We start from the raw sequence: 25,775 nt of genomic DNA, 5'->3' as shown, positions 1-25,775 counted from the left end.
CTTATCGAGCATCGGCCAGCAATTGGCGCAGCGTGTCATAGCCTTTTTTGGCATAGACGTAGCTGGGCGCGACGGCTGGATCCTGTTCGGCCTCGACTACCAGCCAGCCTTTGTAATCGGCTTGCAACAGCACCTTGAGCAACGCCGAAAAATCAATATCACCATCACCCGGAACCGTGAACGTGCCGTTGATGATGCAGTCCGGAAAACTCCAGAGATTATTGCGCGCCAACTGCACGACCGGCTTGCGCACGTCCTTGAAATGCACATGGCAGACGCGGTCGATATGGCGGCTCAGCACGTCGAGCGGCTCGCCACCGCCCATGTAGCAGTGGCCCGAATCGAACAGCAGTCCCACTTCGCTGCCGGTCAACGCCATCAGGCGATCGATGTCCTGGGGTGATTCAACGTAGGCGCCCATGTGGTGGTGGTACGCCAACCGCACACCTTGCGACAGCGTGAACCGGGCCAGCTCGGTGAGCTTGTCGGCGTAGTCACGCCACGCTTCATCGGTGTGAAAACGCGGTCGTTCGACCAGAGGAATACGCTGCCCCTGAATCGAGTCGGCCACCTCGCCATAGACCAGCACCGAGGCGCCGTTTTCGGCAAGCAGTTGTACGTGAGAGGCAATGGCTTCGATTTCTTCGGCCACCGAGCGACGGGCCAGACGACTGGAGTACCAGCCGGACACCAGCGCCAGGTCGTAGGGCCGCAAGACATCGCCGACGCCCTTGGCGTCCCTGGGAAACTTGCCGTTGAGCTCGAAGCCTTCGTAGCCGATGGTCTTGCCTTCACTCAGCGCTGTACTGAGCGGCGTTTCGCCACCCAGCGCTGGCAGATCATCGTTGCTCCAGGAAATCGGGTTGATGCCGATGCGGATATTGGATACGGAAGCGGGCATGGCTGGACCTTTTTGTTGTTATCACGGCGTCAATGACGTTTGAATTCAGGCGCGGCTTTCGCGCCAGGATTCAATCAACCAGTTGAACGTGCTCTGTACCCTGGCCACCAGGGTCGCGTCATCGATCTCTCCGGCCATCCAGGCCCGGCTCGGTTCGCGAAAGATCGTCCGGCCGACGGCAAACCCCTGGCAGGTGCGGCTGTTGCGTGCAGCGGCAAATCCCTCCGCCAGACTTTCGACCGGTGCATTCAAGCCCAACAGCACCACGCCACGGCAGTACGGATCACGCTCTTCGATCAAGGCATCCAGCTGCTGCCAGACTTCGGCGGTCTGTGCTTCGATCTTCCACCACGCAGGATAGATGCCCAGGTTGTAGAGGCGCTTGAAGGCCCGCAGCATTACGTCGGGATAGGTCGAGGGGTGATCTTTCGGCGGGATGATTTCCAGCAGCAGCTCGTGCCCGCTGACCTTGGAAGCGTCATACAGTGCCTTGATCTGCGCTTCCTGTTCCAGGCGCAGCATCGGTTCGTCATCGGGGTGGTATTGCACCAGGCACTTGATGATCTGCTCTTGCGGCCAGTTGATCAGGTTGCTGCCAATCGAACGGCCATGTTCAAACGCCAAAGGCCTGGAGCCCTGGATTTCAACCGGACGCGCCACCCACCAGCCACGACCGGTGGCGGCATTGAGCGCATCCTGACCGAAACGCTGGTCGGCCAGCAGTCCCACATCAGCCTCGACACCGCGGTTGCGCAGATCGTGTTCGACCCGCTCCACCGCCTGCACGAACAGTTGCTTGATCTTGCCGATACTGCTCAGGTCGCGGCCCGCCTGTTGCGCCAGTTCGACCAGTTGCCCGCGGTGATCGAACGCAAAAATGAATAATTGCTTCCACTGTTTGCGTGGGATGCTGACCTGATGCAGCCGCTGCAGGCCGATATCCTGGTCCGGCCGGGTAATGGGTTGCGAACTGTTGAACAGATAATCCAGCTCGGCAGGCGTCGGCATTGCCGGGGCGCAGGCGTGACGGGACACCACCAGCCCGCCGCAGGCGTTGGCCAATTGACAGCAGCGTTCGTCACTGGCGTCCTTGAGCCAGCCGCTGAGGAAACCGGACATGAAGGCGTCGCCCGCCCCCAGCACGTTAAGCACTTCGACCCTGACGCCCGGATAGATCGCACCGTCTTCAAGACGCGCCGGAATAGCGCCATGAATCACCGTGCAGCCTTGCGGACCGAGCTTGACCACCAGCGTGGCGGCCGTGTGCTCGCGAACGGTGCGCAAGGCGCTCAGCAGATCGGTCGCACCGCCGGCAATCAGGAATTCTTCCTCAGTGCCGACGATCAGGTCGAAACGCGGCAGGATGCGCTGCACATGCTGGCTGACATTCTGATCGGCCACAAAACGCGTCTCGCCGTCGGCCTTGCCGGCCAGCCCCCAGAGCACGGGCCGGTAGTCGATATCCAGCACCCGGTGGACCTGATGCTTTTCGGCATAGTCGAGGGCCTGGATGCTGGCCTTGAAGACCTGATCGGTAGAGAAATGCGTGCCGGTGATCAGCAGCGCCTTGCTGGAGGCGATCTGCCCCTCGTCGATGTCCTCGGCGCGCAGCGCCATGTCGGCGCAATTTTCGCGGTAGAACACCAAGGGAAATGTTTCGCGATCTTTCAAGCCGAGCAGCACCATCGCGGTCAGCCGCTCGGGGTCGCGCTTGATAGCACTGACATCGCAGCCCTCGCGAGCCAGGGATTCAACCAGAAAGCGCCCCATATGGTCATCGCCGACCCGACTGAGCATGGCTGATTTCAACCCCAGCCGCGCGGTGCCGAACGCGATGTTCGCCGACGAGCCGCCCAGGTATTTGGCGAAGCTTGAAACGTCTTCGAGGCGGGCACCCACCTGCTGCGCATAAAGATCGACGCCCAGGCGTCCAAGACAAATTAGATCCAACTGACGCCCGGTAGCAAAGCGTGTCTGGCCCATGGTGGCTCCTGTTATTTTTATCAGCCTGCACGGCGCGTATCAGGTACACGCCGTGCCTTGTGAATGCAGCCTAAAACGTCCTGACGGATCAATCAATATTTATTCTATAATTTTTTATTGTGGAATATTTTTTCCATAACCCGTTGCAAGTGCTGGCACAATGGGCAGGCAGGTGCGATATAGTTCCGATCCTGCCAAAAGCAGCCTTTATTGTCGGGGCTTCTCTACACGCCAATGCCCCGGAAAAACGTAAGAAGGATTGACTATGAACAGCACCGACCAGCCGTCTCTGCCAGAGGCTAGCGTCGACCTGCCACCGACCAGCGCCGAAGGCCTGTTGCGGCTGATCACCGACGAGTACGACGCCCTGCCCCGTCAGCTCAAACGCATTGCCAGCTACATGAGCCAGCAGAGTGACCGGATCATGGTTGACCGGATCAGCGATATTGCGCGGGAATGCGAGGTTCACCCGTCAGCCATCGTGCGCTTCTCGCAGCGCTTCGGGTTCAGCGGTTTCAGTGAAATGCAGGCGCTGTTTCGCGAAGCGTATACGCACAAGACCACGCCGGTGCAGAACTACCAGCAGCGTATTCGCAGCATGATTGCCAACAAATCGCACAAGGCCAGCGGCGGCGACCTTGCCCGCGAGTGCGTGAACGCGACCCTGTCCGGGCTGGAACGCCTGGGTGCGGAACTCGATGATGAGGAATTCGAAAAGGCCGTTGATCTGGTCGTCAATGCCGACAATATCTACGTCGTGGGTGTACGCCGTTCCTTCGCGGTCGCCGACTATCTGGTCTACAACCTGCAGCACACCAATAAACGCATCCACCTGATCTCGGGACTGGGGGGCAGCTACCGTGAGCAAATGCGCAGCGTACGGGCCAACGATCTGGTGATCGCCATTAGCTTCACGCCGTATGGCAAGGAAACCCAGCACTGCCTGCGTATCGCCCAGCACCATCAGGCCAAGACGCTGATCATCACCGACAGCAATCTTTCGCCTCTGGCCAAACGGGCGAACTCGGTGCTGCTGGTCAACGAGGGCAGTTCGTTCGCCTTCCGCTCACTCAGCGCCACCCTGTGCCTGTGTCAGGCACTGTTCATCGCCGTGGCGTATCGACTGGAGTTGAAAGTGGACGAGATACACGAGCAGGTGGGATTCGATGACTGACGAGGCGCGCGCCACGGGGAAGTGAAGTCCGTCGGTACGGCCTTTCACCTCCCCGTCAGGTTCAGGATTTGGCTTGCTCTCCCATACGCTGCTGGTTTCTTTCGCCCATTTTCTTTGCACGCTTTTCCAGCACCAGGTACACCACCACGGCCAGCAACAAGGGCAACAGAAAGTAGATCGCACGATAGCCAATCAGCGCGGCCAGCAGGCTGCCCTTGGAGAACTCGTGTGAAAGCAGTGTGATGAATACCGTTTCCAGCACACCGAGCCCGGCCGGAATGTGGGTGATCACGCCTGCGATACTGCTGATCAGCAGTACGCCCAGAATCGCCGGATAGAAGGCTTTCTCCGGCAACAGGATGAAGATCACCGCCGCCATCAACGACCAGTTCAAGGCACCGAGACTGGCCTGCATCAGGGCCTGCTTCATCGAAGGCAGGTTGAATTCCTGATCACGAATCTTCCACGAGCGGCGCTTGGAGAAACGGCACGCCGCCAAGTACGCAAAGCACACCGCCAGCAGACCGAAACCGATCAACTGAAGCGTGTCAGTGCCGATCGACCATTCCTTGGGCAACGACAGAAAGCGCATGGAAAACACGAAACCCGCCAGCAGCATGTAGCCCAGCCAGTTGGTGATCAGGCTCAGGCTCAGAATGCGCGTGATGGTCGCCACGTCCAGCCCAAGCCTCGAATACAGCCGATACCGCAAGGCAATCCCGCCCACCCAGGAACTCAGGTTGAGGTTGAAGGCGTAACAGACAAATGTCACCGGGACGATCTGCTTGATCGACAGCTTGTGGCGCGTGTAATAACGCGCCAGAACATCGAAGCCGCAATAGGTCAGGTAGCTGAGCAGCGCCACGAAGGCCGCCATCAACAGCGTGCTGAGCTTGTAGGATTGCAGCGCCTGTTTGACCTCCTGCCAGTCCAGGTTCTTGACCAGCAGGAACAGCAGTACCGGCACGGCGATGAAGAAAAACAGATTGAATGCCCGTTTTGCCCACTTCCACTTGTCACTTTTCTTGTCACCCTTTGCGCCCTGCGAGGATGCGCTGGCTGCCTGCGTCATGATGTCTTCTCCTGATCCAGCTCGTGGTGCGCCTGTTGCTGCTCAATCACCTTGGCCTCCGGCACCACATCTTTCGCCCGCAACGGTTTCAGGCGCATGCCATGGACCGGGAACAGACCGGCGATTGCCGGAAACCTGCGCAGGAAAAAGAAGCTCAACACAATCATCGGAGCGCGCCACCACTGGCCACGCGCTGCGCCCTTTAAACTCATCTGGGTGCTGTGCGCTGCGGCAAGTTCCATCAGATGCGTCTGCAGCCGATCATTGAGCGACTGATCGCGGATGAACAGGTTGGCTTCCAGGTTCAGCGCCAGACTCAACGGATCGAGGTTGCTGGAGCCGACGGTGGACCAGTCCTGGTCGATCAGCGCGACCTTGCCGTGCAACGCACGCTGTTTGTACTCATGAATGATCACGCCGTCGCGCAGCAGATAGGTGTAGGTCAGACGCGAGCAGACCCGCACGAAGGGCATATCCGGCTTGCCCTGCAGAATCAGCGTGACCTTGACGCCGCGCCGCGACGCGTTGCGCAGTTCGCGCAGGAAGCGGTAGCTGGGGAAGAAATAGGCGTTGGCCAGCGTGATGCGCTGCTTCGCCTCGCGAATGGCCTCAAGGTAGCGCTCTTCGATGTCCGTCGTGTGCTCGGCATTGTCGCGCTCGGCCAGCAGCATACGGGCGTTGCCAGCCGGCTCCAGCTTGAGCGGGATCGGCGTCAGTTTGGCGCGTACCGCATCGCTGAGCATGTTCACGGCGCTGCGATGAATGTCCTGAATGATCGGCCCGCGTACCAGCACGGCATAATCCTGCTTGGCCGTCAGACCGGTGTCGGTCATGTGATCGACGCTGTAATTGATGCCGCCGATAAAACCGATTTCGCCGTCGATCACCACCACCTTGCGGTGCAGACGGCGAAACAGATTGGTGCGCATGCCCATGAACCGCGGGCGCGGGTCGAACAGCTGAATCTGGACGCCCGCATCGATCATGGCCCTGACGAACGCGGAGCTGAGGTCGGACGTGCCGTAGTCATCGACGGTGATCACGACTTTCGCGCCATTTCTGGCCGCTTCAATCACGGCCTCCTGCAAGCCGACGCCGATCCGGTCCTCGAAAATGATGAAGGTCTCGATCAACACTTCAGTGCGAGCGGCACGAATGCATTCGAACACCCGGGTAAAGAAATCCTCACCGTTGATCAGCAACTCCACCGAGTTGCCGTCGCGCCACTGTTCTTTGCTGCGGCCAGCCGTGTTGCTCATAAGGTCACCTCCACCGCCAGCGGTGCATGATCGGAAAGATGAGACCAGGGTCGATTGGAAAGCACCTTGGGCCTGTGGGTCGTGGCGTTGCGTACGTAGATCCGGTCCAGCCTCAACAGTGGCCAGCGCGCCGGAAAACTCTTGGCCGGTGCACCGAAGCGCTCGACGAAGGCTTCATGCAACCCCGTTCCCTGCAACAGGGCGTCGGCACGCTGACGCCAGTCGTTGAAATCTCCGGCAACGATCACCGGCTCTCCATCGGGCAGACGGCCCATCAGCTCGGCAAGCAACCCGAGCTGCTTGCGCCGATGGCTTTCGAACAGGCCCAGGTGCACACAGACCGCGTGCACATGACCATGATTCGGCACATCGAGAATGCAATGCAGCAGTCCGCGCTGCTCCGTACCGTCAATGGAAATGTCGAGATTCTCGTGGCTCACGATCGGGTATTTGGAGAGCAGCGCATTGCCGTGGTCGCCGTCCGGGTAAACCGCGTTACGACCGTAGGCGAAGTCACTCCACATGCTGTCAGCCAGAAACTCGTACTGCGAAATGGTCGGCCAGTCCTTCACGTTCCGGGCATGACTCTGATGCTCGCCGTGCACTTCCTGCAGGAACACCACATCAGCCGACACGCTGCGCACCGCTTCACGCAATTCGGGAAGAATGAATCGACGATTGAAAATGCCGAAGCCCATGTGCATGTTCATGGTCAGTACATTCAGGGAAATGCTGGCCGATACCGGCGTAGCTTGGCCGACGGGCGTATTGGCACTGGTCAAGACTGACTCCTGGATAGATATTCAACGTATATGAAGCCACCCGTTGGCACAGGTTCCATTGCTGAACGGCAATGCCATTCCTTTGCCATATCCACCCACTCGTCGAGCCTGGAGGAACTTTGGTCATCCGGCCCATTCGGATTTTTTCAACAGCAGTGGGGAAAATCCGTATCGAGGAACCACACGATGTCCAGGTCATGGATCAAGTCGTGGAAAGGAAGTTGCGTCATTCTGGCAGCGTGTCTGCTTTACACCGGTATCGCCTGGGGAGAGGCCTGTGACGTCACGACGACGTCCTCCAGCCCGCAGGTCCCTGTCGTTCAGGGCCATACCTGCTATGAGTTTCAACGCATGCCACCCGGCAGTATCGACTGGTCGTGCAGTAATGAAGACAGGGGCTCAAGACCCCGACAGAAACGAAAGGTCTCGGCGTGCCCTGAAAAACCGATAGCGTCCTGTAGCGCGACACTTACGCAGGAAGCATTGGCCAACGAGCAGTCGACCAGCAAGGAACCGGGACAGGCCACGCTGGATATTCCGAGCGACGCGAAAGTGATCACCTGGTATTACGATCTTCCGGAGCAGGCTCAGGCCCGAATCGACTGCGAACAGGCCGGGGGGGCATTCAGTTACCCGTTGAAATAGCGGGGAGGCACAAGGCTTGCTTATGCACCCCCATCGGGGAGACTCGCGTCAGGAAACCAGCATCCTGACAGCGCATGGGCACAGGCACCTGCGCTGCCGATGAACGCATGACCGCTGACAGACTCTTACGCAGTGTGCCGAATCCGAGGCACACTGCCGAAAAATGCGACAAGGAATTCAGAACGTGCATGCACCGAACTCCCAACGCTACACCTCCAAAGCCCGCTGGCTGCACTGGGTCATGGCCGCGCTGATCGTACTGGCCTACACGCTGATTCTCAGCCGCAGTCAGTTCGGCAAGGGTTCGGAATATCGCCTGCTGGTCGTGCAGAGCCATTTCTGGGTCGGCATTCTGATTCTGACGCTGGCATTCTTCCGCGTTGCCGAGCGACGTCGTCATCGGCCGCCGGGTATCACCCCGCCACTTGAAGGCGCGTTACGTGTGGCCGCAACGGTCTCGCATTACGCGCTGTACGCATTTCTTTTCATTCAGCCCGTACTGGGCCTGCTGACGGTGATGGTGGAAAAAGGCGCCCTGCCCGTCCCGCTCACTGACCTGCAGATACCCTGGCCATTCGCGACTTCGGATCGTACGGCGGAATATTTCGAGGACCTGCACAAACTGCTGGGTTCGATTTTCTACTACGTGATCGCACTGCATGTGGTGGCAGCGATCTGGCACCACCTGGTGCGCAAGGACAATACCCTCAAGCGCATGGTCTGACGGCACGTCAGGGCTTTCGCCGAAAGCCCTGATACTGCGCAGACCGAATGTGGGCCTACTGCGCCGACAGCACCCGCGCCAGCGTTGCCTTGACCTTGCCCATCCCGTCACGCAAGGCCTGCTCGATTTCAGCCATGGTGATGACAGCGGTCGACTTGCCTGCCGCCGGATTGACCACCAGCGCAAGACACGCGTAATCCAGCTCCAGCTCGCGGGCCAGCGCCGCTTCCGGCATGCCGGTCATCCCGACAATGTCGCAGCCGTCACGCTCCAGCCGAACGATTTCGGCGACGGTTTCCAGACGAGGTCCCTGTGTACAGGCGTACACCCCACGATCACTGAAATCGCAGCCTTCGGCCGCAAGCGCTGCAATCAGACGGGCGCGCAGCGCTTCGCTGTAGGGATAGCTGAAGTCGATGTGGGTAACCTGTTCCAGGTCGTCGGCGAAGAAGGTGTGCTGACGGCCACTGGTGTAATCGATCAGGTCATGGGGCACGCAGAAGTGCCCGGTGCCCATCGCAGGATGAATGCCACCCACTGCGTTCACGGCCAGAATCGCTTCGGCGCCGGCCTGCTTCAAGGCCCAGATATTGGCGCGGTAGTTGACCTGATGCGGCGGCAGGCGGTGCGGATGGCCATGACGCGCAAGAAACATCACTTCACGTCCGGCGTACTCACCTATCTGGATTTCGCCGGACGGCGCGCCATAAGGCGTGTTCATGGGCAAAGACTGACGAATGTTCAGCCCTTCGAGCTGGGTCAGGCCGGTGCCACCGATAATCGCGTAAACAGTCATTGCTAATCCTTAGTCGATCAATTGGGCGCTGCGCAATGCAGCAAGCGCGGCGAGCCAGCGTGGATCCTGTCGATACTCGGTGCTGGCGACGGCATTGCCACGCATGCGGGCGATACGCGCCGAAGGCTTGACCTTCATGCGCTGCGCCGCGCTGAGCGCCAGCTCTGCGGCCGCACGGTCATTGCACACCAGCCCCATGTCGCAGCCCGCCGTCAACGCGGCCTCGATACGGCTTGCCGCATCGCCGACCACATGCGCGCCCGCCATCGACAGGTCATCACTGAAGATAACCCCGTCAAATTTCAGTTCGTCGCGCAGGATGTCTTGCAGCCAGCGGCGTGAGAAGCCGGCCGGCTGCGAGTCGACTTTCGGGTAGATGACGTGCGCCGGCATGACCGCCGCCAGTTGCTGACTCAGGCGTGCGAACGGCACCAGATCGTTGGCGCGAATCTGCTCCAGGCTGCGCTCATCGGTGGGGATCGCAACGTGCGAATCAGCCTCCGCCCAGCCATGACCGGGGAAATGCTTGCCGGTGGCTGCCATGCCCGCTGCGTTCATGCCGCGAATGAACGCGCCTGCCAGCAGGGCCGCACGCTCGGGATCGCCCTCGAAGGACCGCGTACCGACGACTGCGCTGCGCTGATAATCCAGATCCAGCACCGGGGCGAAACTCAGGTCCAGCCCTACTGCCAGCACCTCGGTCGCCATCAGCCAGCCGCAATGCTCCGCCAGAAGCTCGGCATCGCGCTTTTCAGCGATGGTGCGCATCGCCGGAAGACGCACAAAACCCTGACGAAGACGCTGAACGCGCCCGCCCTCCTGATCCACTGCAAGCAACAGGTCGGGCCGAATGGCGCGAATCGCGGCACTCAGTTCACGCACCTGACGGGGATGCTCGATATTTCGAGCGAATATGATGAGACCGCCCACTTCGGGCTGACGCAGAAACTGACGGTCTTCGCTGGTCAGCCAGGTACCGGCGACATCGACCATCAGGGAGCCTTGCAGGCCAGAACTCATAGAAAAACCCTTACACACCAGTGCCCGATTACAATGCGGGCATGGTGCTTGATCCTGAAGCCCTGTGCAATGCGAAGGACTTCAGCGATGCTCAGGCCTTGGCGGCGACAGGTGCAGGTGTGCTGCTGCTCTTGCTGCGCGGCTTGAGCTGAGCGGCGATCATGGCGGAATCGGTGACCCCTGTGTCCGCGCGCATGCCGGCAGCCAGGAACGGCACCATCAGGCGCATGACCTGCTCGATCGAGGTATTGACGCCGAAATCGGTTTCGGCAATGGCGCGCAGGGCCTTGATGCCGGACATGCTGAACGCCGCAGCACCGAGCATGAAGTGCACGCGCCAGAACAGTTCGATGGGCGGGATACGCGGAGCGGCTTCGTTGACCAGCGTCATGTAGCGGCGAAAGACCTTGCCGTACATGTCTTCGAGGTAGCGTCGCAAGTGGCCCTGGCTCTGACTGAACGCCAGCCCCAGCAAACGCATGAAGATGGAAAGATCATTGCCACTGCGCGGCTGCACGACCAGTGCCTGTTCGACCAGAATCTCGAGCAGTTCTTCAAGCGTGGGCTTGTGCTCGGGCTTCGCCTGACGACGCTCCAGTTCGCGCTCGAGGCTGACGCAGAACGGCCCCAGAAAACGCGAGAACACCGCCTGGATAAGCGCTTTCTTGGACCCGAAGTGATAATTCACCGCAGCCAGATTGACAGAGGCCTTGCTGGTGATGAGACGCAGCGAGGTTTCAGCGAAACCCTTTTCTGCGAACAACTGCTCCGCAGCATCAAGAATGCGTTCAACGGTTTCCGACTGTGCCATGGCTCTCTGCCTAACAAACGAACGTTTGAAACATACGTATCATACGCCCTGATTGTCAAGCAAACGCGTTCATTTTGTGGCCGGACAGTCACGAATTCATGGATTAAACGATGAAGTGCCCGGCATTCAGTACGGTCGTTGCATCACCCGCGCACGGCGCAAGCTCGTGCTTGTTGTAACCGCTCGGCGGTGAAAACGAAATAGTCGATTGCCATTGCGCTTACACTGTATATAATCCCAGTCACTGTATAAAAAGACAGAGCGCTCGACATGATTAAACTGACGCCACGCCAGGCCGAGATCCTGGGCTTCATCAAACGCTGCCTCGAAGACAACGGCTTTCCACCGACACGTGCGGAAATCGCTCAGGAGCTGGGCTTCAAGTCGCCGAACGCCGCTGAAGAACATCTCAAGGCGCTTGCCCGCAAGGGCGCAATCGAAATGACCCCGGGCGCATCACGCGGTATCCGCATTCCCGGTTTCGAAGCCAAACCCGACGAAAGCAGCCTGCCGATTATTGGCCGTGTTGCTGCCGGTGCTCCGATTCTGGCGCAGCAGCACATCGAAGAATCCTGCAACATCAACCCGACCTTCTTTCATCCAAGCGCCGACTATCTGTTGCGCGTGCACGGCATGAGCATGAAGGACATCGGCATCCTCGACGGCGATCTGCTGGCGGTGCACACAACGCGTGAAGCCCGCAACGGCCAGATCGTTGTTGCCCGGATCGGCGATGAAGTGACCGTCAAACGTTTCAAGCGTGAAGGCAGCAAAGTCTGGCTGCTGGCTGAAAACCCGGAGTTCGCGCCTATCGAGGTCGATCTCAAGGATCAGGATCTGGTGATCGAAGGTTTGAGCGTCGGCGTCATTCGCCGCTAAGGAGACGTTATGCAGTTCCATCAAGCACCGCATTCGCAATTACCGCTGTTCGAGGCGTTCATGGCCCAGCCCATCGCCCCGATGATCACGGATATCGTCGAAACGCCCTGGAGCAATGAGCCTGAGCCTTTCAGCGAACTGTCCTTGCGCGGTGCTGCAGGGAACTGCATGAACCTGCTCGCCCCCATCCTTCGCGAGCTCAGTCAGGATGACGATGCACGCTGGCTGACCCTTATTGCGCCGCCGTCGAATCTGACCCAGGCATGGCTACGCGATGCTGGTCTGAATCGGGAAAGGATTCTTCTGCTTCAGCCACGCGGCACTCAGAGTGCACTGGAATTGACGCGGGAGGCGCTACGGCTGGGACGCAGCCATACCGTGGTGAGCTGGATCAACCCACTCAGCACGTCGTCGCGCCAGCAGTTGATCGGTGCAGCGAGGATTGGTGAAGCGCAAAGCCTGAATATCAGACTGGGCTGAGGGCCCGGTCACTGATCAGCCGAGCCGATCAGTGCAGAACGTGGGGCCCGTCATCCTTTTCGACTTCGCCTTCGGCCAGGCGACCGGCCATTTGCACGCCAACGCTCAGCATGGCCTTGGCAACCTCGACGTGCTGACCCTGCATGAACGCCTTGGCATCGGCAGAGAAATCCAGCGTGACCAACGAGCCCTCGTCATCAGCGCGACGCAGTTCAATGCGACCGTCAGGCAGTTCGACAATTTCAAGAAAAGAGGTAGGCATCAGTACAGTTACTCCGCAATAGGCTGGCATTGTAACAGCCTGTCAGCCCTTCCATCATTGCTTTTCAGCACTCGCTCAAACCTTCACGGAAACGCACCGCCAGGCTTTTCAGCTGTTGGCGCCAGCTTTCCAGTTCTTCGCGGGTCAATTCCGGCTCGGGTTCGGCATCCAGATTCACTGCCACAATCATCGGCTGGGTTACGTCACCCTTGGGTTTGACGGGGGCACGCGGCGGCTGAAATAGCGCGTTGTAAGCCGCCAGCAGTCTGGCCAGCCAGGTCTCGCGGTGCTGAGCCAGCTCAACCAATTCAGCCATCTCCGGGATCGCAATAGCGTCCAGCACTTCCTGAGTCAGCAATTGCTCGGCACGCGGCGCGCTGGCCTGCGGCAGGCGGTAATAGCCTGCAATCTCGTGGCACAGCCCCAACAAGGCACCGTACAGATGAAACAGCACCGATTCGCGCTCAGCCTGCTGCAACGCCTGTGCGTTGATCACCTGACCGTTCTCGGCCTTGCCCAGCGCCTCGAGCGCCAGCCCGGCGAAATAAATCTTCTGGTTGGTACGGGTGTAGAGTTCATGAGCCATGGCAACACTCTCCATCACAATCGAATAAGACCAGCATAGCCCGACCGCATTGCCTTGGAAGAACGTCCGGCACGTGATTGCCGGACGTCAAGGATCAACGCTTGTCTTCGACCTTCCAGGCGCTGCCGTCGTAGAACGCGCGCCAACCGGTAGGCTTGCCTTCAACCTCGGTCTGCACGTACTGCTCCTTGGTCTTGCGGCTGTAACGGATCACCGACGGACGGCCGTCCGGATCCTTCTTCGGCGCTTCGCAGAGGAAGTGATACTTCGGATCGATCTCGTCCTTGTGCGGCGCGATCTCGATCACCAGCGGTGCGCGGGTCTCGCGGTTTTTCGGGAACTGACTGGCCGCCAGGAACAATCCGGAAGCGCCATCACGCAGGATGTAAGTGTCATCAACCTTGTCGCACTTGAGTTCCGGCATCTTGACCGGATCCATCTTGGGCGGTGCCGCGTCGCCACTCTTGAGCAGCTTGCGGGTGTTCTTGCACTCAGGGTTGGTGCAGCCGAAGAACTTGCCGAAACGGCCGGTCTTGAGCTGCATCTCGCTGCCGCACTTGTCGCACTCCAGACTCGGGCCTTCGTAGCCCTTGATCCGATAGGTGCCCTTCTCGATCTCGTAGCCGGTGCAATCCGGGTTGTTACCACAGATGTGCAGCTTGTGATTCTCGTCCAGCAGATAGGCATCCATGGCCGTGCTGCAGATCGGACAGCGATGCTTGCCGCGCAGAACCCTGGATTCGGACTCGCCCTCGTCGTCCTCGGCGATCTCGTCACCAGGCGTCAGGTTGACGGTAGCCTTGCAGCGCTCCTTGGGTGGCAGGCTGTAGCCCGAGCAACCGAGGAACACACCGGTGGAGGCGGTACGAATCTGCATCGGACGACCACAGACCTTGCACGGAATGTCGGTCATGACAGGCTGGTTGGCGCGCATGCCGCTGTCCGGCGCTTCGGCCACTTCCAGCTTCTTGCGGAAATCGCCGTAGAACTCGTCCAGCACGTTCTTCCAGTCGCGTTGCCCCTGGGCCACGTCGTCGAGGTTTTCTTCCATGCCGGCGGTGAAGCCGTAGTCCATCAGGTTGGCAAAGCTCTCGGACAGGCGACCGGTGACGATGTCACCCATCTTTTCCGAATAGAAGCGGCGATTGTGAAGCGCCACGTAGCCGCGGTCCTGAATGGTCGAAATGATCGCTGCGTACGTCGATGGACGGCCGATACCGCGCTTTTCCATTTCCTTCACCAGGCTCGCTTCGGAGTAACGCGCTGGCGGCTTGGTGAAGTGCTGGGTCGGATCGAGCTTGTTCAGCTTCAGGGTTTCACCCTGCGCCATGTCCGGCAATACATCGTCGTCGCCAGGCTTGGCCATTTGTGGCAAGACGCGGGTATAACCGTCGAACTTGAGGATACGACCCTTGGCACGCAGCTCGAAATCGCTGGCGGCAACACTGACGGTGGTCGACAGGTATTGCGCAGGCGGCATCTGGCAGGCCACGAACTGGCGCCAGATCAGCTCATACAGGCGCTCGGCGTCGCGCTCCATGCCCGACAGCTTGGACGGGTGCATGTTGACGTCGGAAGGACGAATCGCTTCGTGAGCCTCCTGTGCGCCTTCCTTGCTGCTGTAGACGTTGGGCGATTCCGGCAGGTACTTCTTGCCGAACTCGGTTTCGATGTAGTCACGCGCCATGCTCACCGCGTCGGCCGACAGGTTGGTCGAGTCGGTACGCATGTAAGTGATGTAGCCAGCTTCGTACAAGCGCTGGGCCATCATCATGGTCTTCTTCACGCCGTAGCCCAGACGATTGCTCGCTGCCTGCTGCAGGGTCGACGTGATGAACGGCGCGGAAGGCTTGCTGCTGGTCGGCTTGTCTTCACGCTTGACGATGCTGTAGCTGGAAGCCTTGAGCTTTTCCAGCGCGGCCATGGCCTGCGCTTCGTTCAACGGCTTGAAGGCTTCGCCGTTTTCACGGGCGACCTCGAAACGCACGTTGGCGCCCTTGGCAGTGCCCAGGTCGGCGTGTATCTCCCAGTATTCTTCGGGATTGAACGCACGGATTTCGCGCTCGCGCTCCACCACCAGCTTCACGGCCACCGACTGAACACGGCCTGCGGAAAGGCCGCGGGCGACTTTCTGCCACAGCAGCGGCGAAACCATGTAACCGACCACGCGGTCCAGGAAGCGACGCGCCTGCTGGGCGTTGACCCGCGCAATGTCCAGCTCGCCCGGTTTGGAGAAGGCTTCCTGAATGGCTTTCTTGGTGATCTCGTTGAACACCACACGCTTGTAGCGGCTATCGTCGCCGCCAATGGCTTCGCGCAGGTGCCAGGCAATGGCTTCCCCCTCGCGGTCCAAGTCCGTCGCGAGATAGATGGTGTCGGCATCCTTGGCGAGCTTGCGCAGCTCTTCGATCACCTTCTCCTTGCCGGGAAGGATTTCGTACTTGGCTTTCCAGCCATGCTCCGGATCGACGCCCATGCGTGAGACCAGTTGGCGCTGCGCCTTTTCTTTCGGCGTCAGTACCGGGCCCTCGCCTGCGGCGGCCTTGCCACGCTTGGCGGCAGGCTCTTTGGCAGCACTGGCCGAACCGCTGGTGGGCAGGTCTCGGATATGGCCGATACTCGACTTCACCACGTACTGGTTGCCCAAATACTTGTTGATGGTCTTGGCCTTAGCCGGGGATTCCACGATGACCAGCGATTTGCCCATGGATCAGAAAATTCCTGAATACTAGATGAAAGACAATGACGAGCTTGTAAAGGCCACGCTGTATATAGTGGCTACAAGGTGAGGTCAAGCACAGCCTGTTGTGAATTTGCGCGTCACGAACCCGAAAACAGGCTCGGTTCGGCCTGGACCAAAGCAAAGCGCGGGACTTGCTCGCCGTCAACCTCGACGGACTCCAGGAACATATCCAACGGACGAACCCACATGCCGAAATCACCGTAGAGCGCCTGATAGAACACGACGTCTTCTTCGGTTTCAGAATGCTTCGCCACACTGAACACCCGGTATTCCGGACCTTTATAGTGGCGGTAGAGCCCTGGTTGCAGTTGCATGGTGCAGCCCTCGTGAAACGGGTTCAAAACAGAAACACAGCCTTAACATTGGGGTCAAAACCGCTTTTTCAAAAATACAAAAGCCGGAGCATCAAGCCCCGGCTTGCATCACGTCAGGCAGATCAGACGCGTTCGAAAACGGTCGCGATACCCTGTCCCAGTCCGATGCACATGGTGGAAACCCCGAGGTTGCCGCCATTCTGCTTCATGACATTGAGCAAGGTGCCGGAGATGCGCGCACCGGAACATCCAAATGGATGGCCCAGAGCGATGGCGCCGCCATGCAGGTTAACCTTCTCGTTCATCTTGTCGAGCACTTTCAAATCTTTCAGCACGGGCAGAGCCTGTGCAGCGAACGCTTCGTTGAGCTCGAAGAAGTCGATATCGGCGATGCCCAGGCCTGCACGCTTGAGTGCTTTCTGGGTCGCAGGTACCGGGCCATAGCCCATGATTGCAGGGTCCACACCGGCAACGGCCATCGAGCGGATCACCGCCATTGGCTGGATGCCGAGGTCCTTGGCACGCTGCGCCGACATCACGATCATGCATGACGCACCATCGGTGATCTGCGAAGACGTACCCGCCGTCACGGTGCCACCTTTCGGATTGAATGCCGGCTTGAGCGCCGCCAGACTTTCCAGGGTGGTGTCCGGACGAATGGTTTCATCGTAGTCGAAAACCTTGAGGAAGCCGTTCTCGTCATAACCCTGCATCGGGATGATCTCGTCCTTGAACTTGCCCTCCAGCGTCGCCTTGTGGGCGAGCTGGTGGGAGCGCAGGCCAAAGGCATCCTGTTGCTCGCGGGTAATGCCGTGCATCTTGCCGAGCATTTCTGCAGTCAGACCCATCATGCCCGACGCCTTGGCGGCATACAGCGACATGTGCGGGTTGGGATCGACGCCGTGCATCATGCTGACGTGGCCCATGTGCTCCACGCCGCCGATGACGAATACATCGCCGTTGCCGGTCATGATCGCCTGCGCAGCGGTGTGCAGCGCGCTCATGGACGAACCGCACAGACGGCTCACGGTCTGGGCGGCAGAGGTGTGCGGGATCTGGGTCAGCAGCGACGCCATGCGCGCAATGTTCCAGCCCTGCTCCAGGGTCTGGTTGACGCAGCCCCAGATCACGTCCTCGACTTCCGCCGGGTCGATCTTGTCGTTGCGCTCCAGCAGCTTGCTGATCAGGTGCGCAGACATGTCTTCCGCACGGGTATTACGGTGCATGCCGCCCTTGGAGCGGCCCATCGGGGTGCGACCGAAGTCGACAATCACGACGTCTCTTGGATTCAAGCTCATACGTTCATTCCTCAGAAGGCGCTTAACCGAAGAAGCTCTGGCCGTTGCGGGCCATCTCACGCAGCTTCGCGGTCGGTTGATACAAGGCACCCAGCTCGGCATATTGGTCAGCGAGGGCAACGAATTCGGCAACGCCGATCGAGTCGATGTAACGCAGCGCACCGCCACGGAATGGAGGGAAACCAATACCGTAGATCAGTCCCATGTCGGCTTCGGCGGCGGTTTCAACGATACCGTCTTCCAGGCAGCGCACGGTTTCCATGCACAGCGGGATCATCATCCAGTTGATGATGTCTTCATCGGTGACTTCACGCTGCTCGAAAACGATCGGCTTGAGCACGTCCAGCACAGCCGGGTCGTTGACCTTCTTCGGCTTGCCTTTCTTGTCCATCTCGTAGGCGTAGAAGCCCTTGCCGTTCTTCTGACCCAGGCGATTGGCTTCGTACAGCACGTCGACGGCAGAACGACGGTCGTCCTTCATGCGGTCCGGGAAGCCTTCGGCCATGACGTCACGACCGTGGTAGCCGGTGTCGATGCCGACTACGTCCATCAGGTACGCCGGGCCCATCGGCCAGCCGAATTTTTCCATAACCTTGTCGATGCGCACGAAGTCGACGCCAGCGCTGACGAGTTTGGCGAAACCGCCGAAATACGGGAACAGCACACGGTTGACCAAGAAGCCCGGGCAGTCGTTGACCACGATCGGGTTCTTGCCCATCTTCTTGGCGTAAGCGACGGTGGTGGCCACCGCTTCTTCGCTGGACTTCTCACCACGGATCACTTCAACCAGCGGCATCATGTGCACCGGATTGAAGAAGTGCATGCCCACGAAGTTTTCCGGGCGCTTGAGCGCCTTCGCCAGCAGGCTGATCGAGATGGTCGAGGTGTTCGACGCCAGAATGGTGTTTTCACCCACCTGCGCTTCGACTTCAGCCAGAACGGCCTGTTTGACCTTCGGGTTCTCGACCACGGCTTCAACAACCAGATCGACGTTGCCGAAGTCACCGTAGGACAGCGTAGGACGAATCGCATTGAGCGCTTCGGCCATCTTCGCAGCCGTCAGACGGCCCTTGTCGACGCGGTTACCCAGCAGTTTCGACGCTTCGTTCAGACCCAGTTGAATGGCCTCTTCGCGAATGTCCTTCATCAGGATCGGCGTGCCCTTGACCGCCGACTGGTACGCGATGCCGCCACCCATGATGCCAGCGCCCAGTACAGCCGCCTGCTTCACGTCTTTTGCGATTTCGTCGTAACCCTTGGCTTTCTTTTTCAGTTCCTGATCGTTCAGGAACAGGCCGATCAGACTCTGCGCAGCAGAGGTCTTGGCCATTTTCACGAAACCCGCAGCTTCGATCTCCAGCGCCTTGTCACGACCGAAGTTCGCGGCTTTCTGGATGGTCTTGATCGCTTCGACCGGTGCCGGATAGTTGGGGCCGGCCTGACCTGCGACAAAACCCTTGGCGGTTTCAAACGCCATCATCTGCTCGATGGCGTTGAGTTTGAGCTTGTCCAGCTTGGGCTGACGCTTGGCCTTGAAATCGAACTCGCCGGAGATGGCGCGCTTGATCAGATCCAGCGCCGCAGCCTGTAATTTTTCAGGTGCAACGACGGCATCCACAGCGCCGACCTTGAGGGCGTCTTCGGCAGCGTTTTCCTTGCCGGACGCAATCCATTCGATGGCGTTGTCGGCACCGATGATGCGTGGCAGACGAACCGTGCCGCCGAAGCCCGGGTACAGACCCAGCTTGACTTCCGGCAGGCCGATCTTCGCAGTGCTCGACATGACGCGGTAATCGGCCGCCAGGCACATTTCCAGACCACCGCCCAGCGCGATGCCGTTGATGGCGACGACTGTCGGCACGCCAAGGTCTTCGAAATCACTGAAGATCCGGTTGGCTTCCAGGTTGCCGGCGACCAGTTCGGCTTCGGGCAACTTGAAGTTGTCGACAAACTCGGTGATGTCAGCGCCGACGATGAATGCATCTTTGCCGCTGGTGACGATCACACCTTTGACCGACGCGTCAGCCTTGACAGCATCCACTGCCTGACGCAGTTCGTTGAGGGTGAGACGGTTGAACTTGTTGACGGACTCACCCTTGAGATCGAAATTCAATTCGACGATGCCACTTTCAAGAGCCTTAACCGTGATGGCTTTACCTTCGTAAATCATCAACTGATCTCCACAATATGGAAGCTGAACAATACCCGCCGAACCTTAACGTTCAGCGGGACTACGACGTCGCCGTCGATGAACACGCCAAATCACACGTACATCCGCTGCGACGACGAGGTAGCCAGGATTCTGTCAGAGCCGTCTGACGACCAAACGCTCATTTCATACGCCCGTTTGATTTGGGTATGCACACCATCAGGCAAAACCGGATAATTGTCAATTCGCCAAAACACCCATAAAAACGGCGGATTGGAAAAGGTACAAGCGATTCCCGACCGGCAAACAGATGTTTGATTTGCCACCATTCAACAAAGTGATAATGCAAAGACCAGCTCAAAGTCGGCAGACATTGCACCGTTGAGGCTCATTTGCAAGATTACTCGAGAAAAACGCGACAAAAGAGAGCAGAAGGTCTAGAGTCAGCGCACTGCGCCACAAGAGGCCCGCGATGTTTGCGATCACGGGTGCGCAGCGGTGATAACCGGCATTCAGATACTGGGTGCCGGCATACCAGGAATTATCGGCCTGCCTGGCCAACCCCGGCCCGATGTTGTTATCGGGCTTTTTATTGCCTGCGATCCGGCGGGTATTCAGGCCAGCGCCTTGAGCACGGCATTAATACGCTGCAACACATCTGCCTCTCCCCGCTCGGCCCAGTACACCGCAATCATTTGCGAATCCGCCTCGACCTTGAAGACATCATCCGGCAGCGTGCTGAAGTGCGTCAGCAATGCGACGTCCTCGCAGGGCTCGCGCCAGCGGTTGACCCAGATTCCCGGCTCCGTCTGCCAAAAGGTCCAGACATCGGGCTTCGAGCTTCTGCGCGGCCGATGGTACTGCGCGCACGGACTGGGCGGCTGCCTGGGAAGCCAGTGAGGCCACTCCTGGGGCGCAAGCTGCATGGCCATGCCGATACGCCGCGCTTCCATGCGCAAGGCCATTCTGCCGCTCTGATGACGCGACGGACGCAACCACACAAGTGGGCTCAACATCACACAAATGATTGACAGGACTATCCAGACCGTCATATTTCTTGCCCCCGCCCGATTCAGGCTAAACAACAATTTGAAAACAGTGGCTTGCACGGGGTCTGCCCAGATGCGAACGAAAGAGCCATACTCACCCTATCGCAACCCTCTCGGAGGACACCCTCATGTCGTATCAACATATTCTGGTTGCCATTGACCTCACCGACGAATGCAGTGCGGTGCTCAAGCGTGCACTGGAGCTGGCAAAAGAGAGCAATGCGAAGCTGTCCACGGTGCACATCGTCGAACCGATGGCGATGGCCTTCGGGGGCGACGTTCCGATGGACCTGTCTCAGCTGCAACAACAACAGTTCGATCAGGCCAAGGAAAAACTGGAAAAGCTGAAGATCACTCATCCTGACCTGAGAGCCGGCGAAAGCCATCTGGTATATGGACAGCCGCGCCAGGAAATTCACCAACTCGCCAGCAAGCAGGACTGCGACCTGATCGTCATCGGCAGCCATGGCCGCCACGGCCTCGCGCTACTGCTCGGCTCCACCGCCAACGACGTGCTGCACGGCGCACCGTGCGATGTGCTGGCGGTACGTCTCAAGAAGTCCGAATAACCCCGGCATGAAAGCGAAAAGCCCGGACATGATCCGGGCTTTCTGCTTTCAACGTCAGAGGATCACTCGTCCAGCTCGGCCCAGCGCTCCAGCAAGGCATCCAGCTCGCCTTGCAGGCTTTCCATCTGCGCCAATGCCGCAGTGGTCTGCTCGGCTGGCTGCTGGTAGAAGCCCGGCGCAGCCATCTCAGCTGTCAACGCAGCCATCCTGCCCTCAACTTCGTCGATCTGACCCGGCAAGGCTTCCAGCTCACGCTGGTGCTTGTAGCTGAGTTTCTTCTTCGCGACCGGCATTTCCTGAGCGGCTACCGGGGCAGCCTGGACAACGGCACTGGCCAGCTCGGCCTTGCCCGACTTGGTGTCCGCCACGCCCAGCAGGCGCGGAGAGCCACCCTGACGCAGCCAGTCCTGATAACCACCCACGTATTCGCGAACCTTCCCTTCACCTTCGAACACCAGCGTGCTGGTCACGACGTTGTCGAGGAATGCCCGGTCGTGGCTGACCATCAGTACCGTGCCCTTGAAGGTCAACAGCACTTCTTCGAGCAGTTCCAGGGTTTCCACGTCCAGATCGTTGGTCGGTTCGTCGAGGACCAGCAGGTTGGCCGGCTTGCTGAACAGCTTGGCCAGCAACAGACGGGCACGCTCGCCGCCCGACAGCGCTTTCACCGGCGTACGGGCGCGCTGAGGGCTGAACAGGAAGTCGCCCAGATAGCTCAGTACATGACGGCTCTGGCCGTCGATATCGATGAAATCACGACCCTCGGCGACGTTGTCGATCACGGTCTTTTCCAGATCGAGCTGGTGGCGCAACTGGTCGAAGTAGGCAACGTCCAGACGTGTACCAACCTCAACCTTGCCGCCGGTCGGCTGCAGGTTGTCGAGCATCAGCTTGAGCAGCGTGGTCTTGCCGGTACCGTTGGCACCCAGCAGGCCGATACGGTCTTCGCGCTGCAGGACCATGGAAAAGTCCTTGATCAGCATCGGGCCACCCGGGTGGGCGAAGCTGACGTTGTCCAGCACCATGACCTGCTTGCCGGATTTCTCGGCGGTGTCGAGCTGAATATTGGCCTTGCCGGTGCGCTCGCGACGCTCACTGCGTTCGACACGCAACTCTTTCAGCGCGCGTACACGGCCTTCGTTACGGGTACGACGGGCCTTGATGCCCTGACGAATCCAGACTTCTTCCTGGGCCAGACGCTTGTCAAACAGCGCGTTGGCGGTTTCTTCGGCCGCCAGCGCCGCTTCCTTGTGGACGAGGAAGCTGGCGTAATCGCCGTTCCAGTCGATCAGGCCGCCGCGATCCAGTTCCAGGATACGGGTCGCCAGATTCTGCAGGAATGCCCGGTCGTGCGTGATGAACAGTACGGCGCCCTGGAAATCCTTGAGGGCTTCTTCAAGCCAGGCGATTGCGCCGATGTCCAGGTGGTTGGTCGGCTCGTCGAGCAGCAGCAGATCGGGTTCGGACACCAGCGCCTGAGCCAGCAGGACACGACGGCGCCAGCCGCCGGACAGCTCGGCGAGCGTCTTGTCGGCGGGCAACTGCAGACGGCTGAGGGTGCTTTCGACCAGTTGCTGCAGACGCCAGCCATCACGGGCCTCAAGGTCCTGCTGCACATGCATGAGCTTGTTGAGGTCTTCCTCGGTCACGCAGTTCTGGGCCAGATGATGGTATTCGGCGAGCAAGGCGCCAACGCCGTCCAGACCTTCGGCTACCACGTCGAACACTGTCCGTCCGTCGGCTACCGGCAATTCCTGGGGCAACTCGCCGATCTTGAGACCGGGTGCACGCCAGACAGCGCCTTCGTCGGGCTTCTGAACCCCCTTGACCAGCTTTAACATGCTGGATTTGCCAGTGCCGTTACGGCCAATGATGCACACCCGCTCACCACGGGCGATCTGCCAGGACACCTTGTCCAATAACGGCATGGCGCCGAAAGCAAGGGACACATCGCTGAATTTGAGCAGGGTCATGAGCTTCTCCAAAAACCGGGCGCGCATTCTACCTGAGATAGCCGGTGGATGTCGGGATTCGTCATGCGAGCGGTCGACATATGCGTTCCTTATACCCGCGAATTATTTCTTCATGAGTCAAGCTCGTCGGCAGTGCTTTCACGATGAGCTGGCAAAAGGCTAAGCTAGCGACACTTTTCACGACTCATCTGCTCGGAAGTCTCATGCGCAGTCGTTTGTTCAGCTTTCTATCGTGCCTGCTCCTCTCCGCCACTGCCGTCCAGACTGCTCACGCGGCAGACCTTACCCAACAACGCAAATATTACGACGAGGCCAAGCGGGCTCTGGCCAAGGGCGACCTGGGTCCCTACCAGATGTACAGCACCGTCCTCGCCGACTATCCGCTCGAACCGTATCTGGAATACGACGAGCTGACTGCACGTTTGAAGACTGCCAGCAACGCCGAGATCGAGAAATTTCTCGCCGAGCACGGTGATCTGCCACAGGCCAACTGGATGAAGTTGCGCTGGCTGCGCTGGCTGGCCGAGCGAGGCGACTGGCAGCCGTTCGTCAAGTATTACGACCCGAAGATGAATTTCGTCGAGCTGGACTGCCTTTATGGCCAGTACCAGTTGAACAACAACAAGCGCGCCGAAGGCTATGCCAGTGCCGAGAAGTTGTGGATGACCGGCAAGACCCTGCCGGCTGCCTGTGACGCGTTCTTCGCACAATGGGCTGCGGCAGGTCAGTTGACCGAGCAGAAACGCTGGCAGCGCGCCAAGCTGGCGGCGCAGGCGCGCAACTACACGCTGGCCAACACGCTGGTCAACAGCCTCAACTCGCTCGCTCCGCAGGGTAAACTGCTGGTTGCGGTCGCCCAGAAGCCTGAGATGATCAACAACCCCGGGCAGTTCGTGCCGGTGGATGAAGCCATGTCTGACGTCGTGGGCCTGGGTCTGCGTCGACTGGCACGTCAGGACCCGCAGAAAGCCCTGGCGATGCTGGACAGCTACGCCATCACCATGCACTTCTCACGTGAAGAGCAGGTGGAAATCGCCAAGGAAATCGGTCTGACCCTTGCGCGCCGCTACGATGATCGTGCCCTTGAGGTCATGACCAAATATGACCCGGACCTGCGCGATAATACAGTGACCGAATGGCGTATGCGCCTGCTGCTGCGTCTGGGCCGCTGGGAAGACGCCTATGAACTCGCACGCCGTCTGCCCAAGGATCTGGCCAGCACCAACCGCTGGCGTTACTGGGAAGCCCGTGCGCTCGAACTGGCCCAGCCCAACAGCCCGCTGATTCCCGCGCTGTACAAGGACGTGGCCAAGGAACGTGACTTCTACGGCTTCCTGGCCGCCGATCGCACCCAGAGCCCTTACCAGCTCAACAATAAACCGCTGGTGCTCAGCCAGGCGCTGATCAACAAGGTCCGCAACACGCCGGGCGTCCGTCGCGCGCTGGAGTTTCATGACCGTGGCGAAATCGTCGATGGTCGTCGCGAGTGGTACCACGTCAGTCGCCATTTCAGTCGCGATGAAATGGTTGCCCAGGCCAAGCTGGCCTACGACCTGAAGTGGTATTTTCCGGCGATTCGCACCATCAGCCAGGCGCAGTACTGGGACGATCTGGACATCCGCTTCCCGATGGCGCACCGCGACACGCTGGTTCGCGAAGCCAAGATCCGCGGCCTGCATTCCAGCTGGGTGTTTGCAATTACCCGTCAGGAAAGCGCCTTCATGGATGACGCGCGTTCAGGCGTCGGTGCCAGCGGTCTGATGCAGTTGATGCCCGCTACTGCCAAGGAAACCGCTCGCAAGTACAGCATCCCGCTGGCCTCACCCCAGCAGGTGCTCGATCCGGACACCAACATCCAGCTCGGCGCTGCCTACCTGAGTTCGGTGCACAGCCAGTTCAACGGCAACCGTGTGCTCGCCTCTGCGGCCTACAACGCCGGTCCCGGACGCGTGCGCCAGTGGCTCAAGGGCGCCAATCACCTGGCCTTCGATGTCTGGGTGGAAAGCATCCCGTTCGATGAGACCCGTCAGTACGTGCAGAACGTGCTGTCGTACTCGGTGATCTACGGCCAGAAACTCAATTCGCCGCAGCCGCTGGTGGACTGGCATGAACGGTTCTTTGATGATTTGTGAGGTGGGGCAGACATCGCAGTACAGATGCCGGCCTCGACACTGATCGTGCTCATCGCTTCGCGTGGGCATGCGTCCCGTGACGCTCCGCGTCACAAATGGCACAGACTGTGGACTCAGTTAGCCGAGCGCATGGCTCAAGTCACCTTTTCGCCCCTCGGCGACTTACTTTGAGAG

23 protein-coding genes are annotated in these 25,775 nt (G+C 59.5%); 7 read left to right on the top strand and 16 right to left on the bottom strand.

Features of this window, described 5'->3' with window-relative positions; translation table 11 throughout:
- Position 1: 1 nt before the first annotated feature.
- Complete coding sequence (gene iolE, locus QRN20_RS25735) at positions 2–901, bottom strand: myo-inosose-2 dehydratase (protein ID WP_029241455.1); 900 nt, start codon at positions 899–901, stop codon at positions 2–4.
- Positions 902–946: 45 nt separating this feature from the next.
- Positions 947–2,884 carry a bifunctional 5-dehydro-2-deoxygluconokinase/5-dehydro-2-deoxyphosphogluconate aldolase gene (locus tag QRN20_RS25730; protein WP_122500973.1) on the bottom strand — a complete coding sequence of 646 codons (1,938 nt, stop codon included), beginning with the start codon at positions 2,882–2,884 and terminating at the stop codon, positions 947–949.
- A 265-nt stretch (positions 2,885–3,149) separates the two neighbouring features.
- Between QRN20_RS25730 and QRN20_RS25725 the strand changes: the two genes are divergently transcribed.
- On the top strand, positions 3,150–4,058 hold the full coding sequence (locus QRN20_RS25725; RefSeq protein WP_004883792.1) for a MurR/RpiR family transcriptional regulator: 909 nt from the start codon (positions 3,150–3,152) through the stop codon (positions 4,056–4,058).
- A gap of 61 nt (positions 4,059–4,119) precedes the next feature.
- Here QRN20_RS25725 and QRN20_RS25720 read toward each other — a convergent pair whose 3' ends face one another.
- From QRN20_RS25720 to QRN20_RS25710, 3 genes are read right to left on the bottom strand one after another with little or no spacing between them, the layout of a single operon-like run.
- Positions 4,120–5,130: a lysylphosphatidylglycerol synthase domain-containing protein gene (locus tag QRN20_RS25720; RefSeq protein ID WP_029241457.1), complete on the bottom strand. Its 1,011-nt coding sequence runs from the start codon at positions 5,128–5,130 to the stop codon at positions 4,120–4,122.
- On the bottom strand, positions 5,127–6,389 hold the full coding sequence (gene clsB, locus QRN20_RS25715; protein ID WP_004883794.1) for a cardiolipin synthase ClsB: 1,263 nt from the start codon (positions 6,387–6,389) through the stop codon (positions 5,127–5,129). The genes QRN20_RS25720 and clsB overlap by 4 nt, the downstream gene beginning before the upstream one ends.
- Positions 6,386–7,171 carry an endonuclease/exonuclease/phosphatase family protein gene (locus QRN20_RS25710; protein WP_004883795.1) on the bottom strand — a complete coding sequence of 262 codons (786 nt, stop codon included), beginning with the start codon at positions 7,169–7,171 and terminating at the stop codon, positions 6,386–6,388. Before QRN20_RS25710 ends, clsB begins: the two co-directional genes overlap by 4 nt.
- A gap of 186 nt (positions 7,172–7,357) precedes the next feature.
- Here QRN20_RS25710 and QRN20_RS25705 point away from each other — a divergent pair, with 186 nt between their 5' ends.
- A complete protein-coding gene (locus QRN20_RS25705) occupies positions 7,358–7,816 on the top strand; it encodes a hypothetical protein (protein ID WP_122500971.1) in 459 nt (152 codons plus the stop codon).
- A 184-nt stretch (positions 7,817–8,000) separates the two neighbouring features.
- Positions 8,001–8,540: a cytochrome b gene (locus tag QRN20_RS25700; RefSeq protein WP_080922290.1), complete on the top strand. Its 540-nt coding sequence runs from the start codon at positions 8,001–8,003 to the stop codon at positions 8,538–8,540.
- 55 nt (positions 8,541–8,595) lie between these two features.
- Here the strand turns inward: QRN20_RS25700 and QRN20_RS25695 are convergent, their stop codons facing one another.
- The 3 genes from QRN20_RS25695 to psrA all read right to left on the bottom strand — a co-directional run bounded on the left by QRN20_RS25695 (position 8,596) and on the right by psrA (position 11,167).
- Positions 8,596–9,336: an S-methyl-5'-thioinosine phosphorylase gene (locus tag QRN20_RS25695; RefSeq protein WP_088235541.1), complete on the bottom strand. Its 741-nt coding sequence runs from the start codon at positions 9,334–9,336 to the stop codon at positions 8,596–8,598.
- Positions 9,337–9,345: 9 nt separating this feature from the next.
- Positions 9,346–10,356, bottom strand: coding sequence for a beta-N-acetylhexosaminidase (gene nagZ / locus QRN20_RS25690; RefSeq protein ID WP_029241461.1), 1,011 nt, complete (start codon positions 10,354–10,356; stop codon positions 9,346–9,348).
- Between the two features lie 91 nt (positions 10,357–10,447).
- Positions 10,448–11,167 carry a transcriptional regulator PsrA gene (psrA, locus tag QRN20_RS25685; RefSeq protein ID WP_025993437.1) on the bottom strand — a complete coding sequence of 240 codons (720 nt, stop codon included), beginning with the start codon at positions 11,165–11,167 and terminating at the stop codon, positions 10,448–10,450.
- 270 nt (positions 11,168–11,437) lie between these two features.
- Here psrA and lexA point away from each other — a divergent pair, with 270 nt between their 5' ends.
- Positions 11,438–12,046 (top strand): transcriptional repressor LexA, encoded by a 609-nt coding sequence (lexA, locus tag QRN20_RS25680; RefSeq protein WP_004883801.1) that lies wholly within the window; start codon positions 11,438–11,440, stop codon positions 12,044–12,046.
- 9 nt (positions 12,047–12,055) lie between these two features.
- A complete protein-coding gene (sulA, locus tag QRN20_RS25675; RefSeq protein WP_004883802.1) occupies positions 12,056–12,526 on the top strand; it encodes an SOS-induced cell division inhibitor SulA in 471 nt (156 codons plus the stop codon).
- A 28-nt stretch (positions 12,527–12,554) separates the two neighbouring features.
- Here the strand turns inward: sulA and QRN20_RS25670 are convergent, their stop codons facing one another.
- The 7 genes from QRN20_RS25670 to QRN20_RS25640 form a co-directional block, all read right to left on the bottom strand.
- Complete coding sequence (locus tag QRN20_RS25670; protein WP_025993436.1) at positions 12,555–12,788, bottom strand: hypothetical protein; 234 nt, start codon at positions 12,786–12,788, stop codon at positions 12,555–12,557.
- A gap of 64 nt (positions 12,789–12,852) precedes the next feature.
- Entirely contained in the window at positions 12,853–13,374 is a 522-nt protein-coding gene (locus QRN20_RS25665) for a DUF6586 family protein (RefSeq protein ID WP_004883803.1), read from the bottom strand.
- A 94-nt stretch (positions 13,375–13,468) separates the two neighbouring features.
- Positions 13,469–16,081 carry a type I DNA topoisomerase gene (gene topA / locus QRN20_RS25660; RefSeq protein WP_029241462.1) on the bottom strand — a complete coding sequence of 871 codons (2,613 nt, stop codon included), beginning with the start codon at positions 16,079–16,081 and terminating at the stop codon, positions 13,469–13,471.
- 113 nt (positions 16,082–16,194) lie between these two features.
- Positions 16,195–16,431 (bottom strand): DUF1653 domain-containing protein, encoded by a 237-nt coding sequence (locus QRN20_RS25655; RefSeq protein ID WP_004883805.1) that lies wholly within the window; start codon positions 16,429–16,431, stop codon positions 16,195–16,197.
- Positions 16,432–16,553: 122 nt separating this feature from the next.
- Complete coding sequence (fadA, locus tag QRN20_RS25650; RefSeq protein ID WP_004883806.1) at positions 16,554–17,729, bottom strand: acetyl-CoA C-acyltransferase FadA; 1,176 nt, start codon at positions 17,727–17,729, stop codon at positions 16,554–16,556.
- A gap of 22 nt (positions 17,730–17,751) precedes the next feature.
- A complete protein-coding gene (gene fadB, locus QRN20_RS25645; RefSeq protein WP_285361512.1) occupies positions 17,752–19,899 on the bottom strand; it encodes a fatty acid oxidation complex subunit alpha FadB in 2,148 nt (715 codons plus the stop codon).
- 593 nt (positions 19,900–20,492) lie between these two features.
- Positions 20,493–20,930: a hypothetical protein gene (locus QRN20_RS25640; RefSeq protein WP_043304438.1), complete on the bottom strand. Its 438-nt coding sequence runs from the start codon at positions 20,928–20,930 to the stop codon at positions 20,493–20,495.
- 125 nt (positions 20,931–21,055) lie between these two features.
- On the opposite strand from QRN20_RS25640, the gene QRN20_RS25635 reads away from it, so the two are divergent.
- The gene (locus QRN20_RS25635) at positions 21,056–21,496 is read left to right on the top strand and encodes a universal stress protein (protein ID WP_004883809.1); all 441 of its coding nucleotides are present in this window, start codon (positions 21,056–21,058) and stop codon (positions 21,494–21,496) included.
- 62 nt (positions 21,497–21,558) lie between these two features.
- On the opposite strand, the gene QRN20_RS25630 is transcribed toward QRN20_RS25635, so the two are convergent.
- The gene (locus tag QRN20_RS25630) at positions 21,559–23,469 is read right to left on the bottom strand and encodes an ATP-binding cassette domain-containing protein (protein WP_025993432.1); all 1,911 of its coding nucleotides are present in this window, start codon (positions 23,467–23,469) and stop codon (positions 21,559–21,561) included.
- A 203-nt stretch (positions 23,470–23,672) separates the two neighbouring features.
- On the opposite strand from QRN20_RS25630, the gene QRN20_RS25625 reads away from it, so the two are divergent.
- On the top strand, positions 23,673–25,601 hold the full coding sequence (locus QRN20_RS25625; RefSeq protein WP_029241464.1) for a transglycosylase SLT domain-containing protein: 1,929 nt from the start codon (positions 23,673–23,675) through the stop codon (positions 25,599–25,601).
- Positions 25,602–25,775: the final 174 nt, after the last annotated feature.

Origin of the sequence: Pseudomonas sp. fls2-241-TYG-175 (genome assembly GCF_030209155.1) — a bacterium.
GTDB classification, from domain to species: Bacteria; Pseudomonadota; Gammaproteobacteria; order Pseudomonadales; family Pseudomonadaceae; genus Aquipseudomonas; species Aquipseudomonas viridiflava.
The sequence above is the reverse complement of the archived record's forward strand: the minus strand, read 5'-3'. Positions and strand labels throughout refer to the sequence as shown.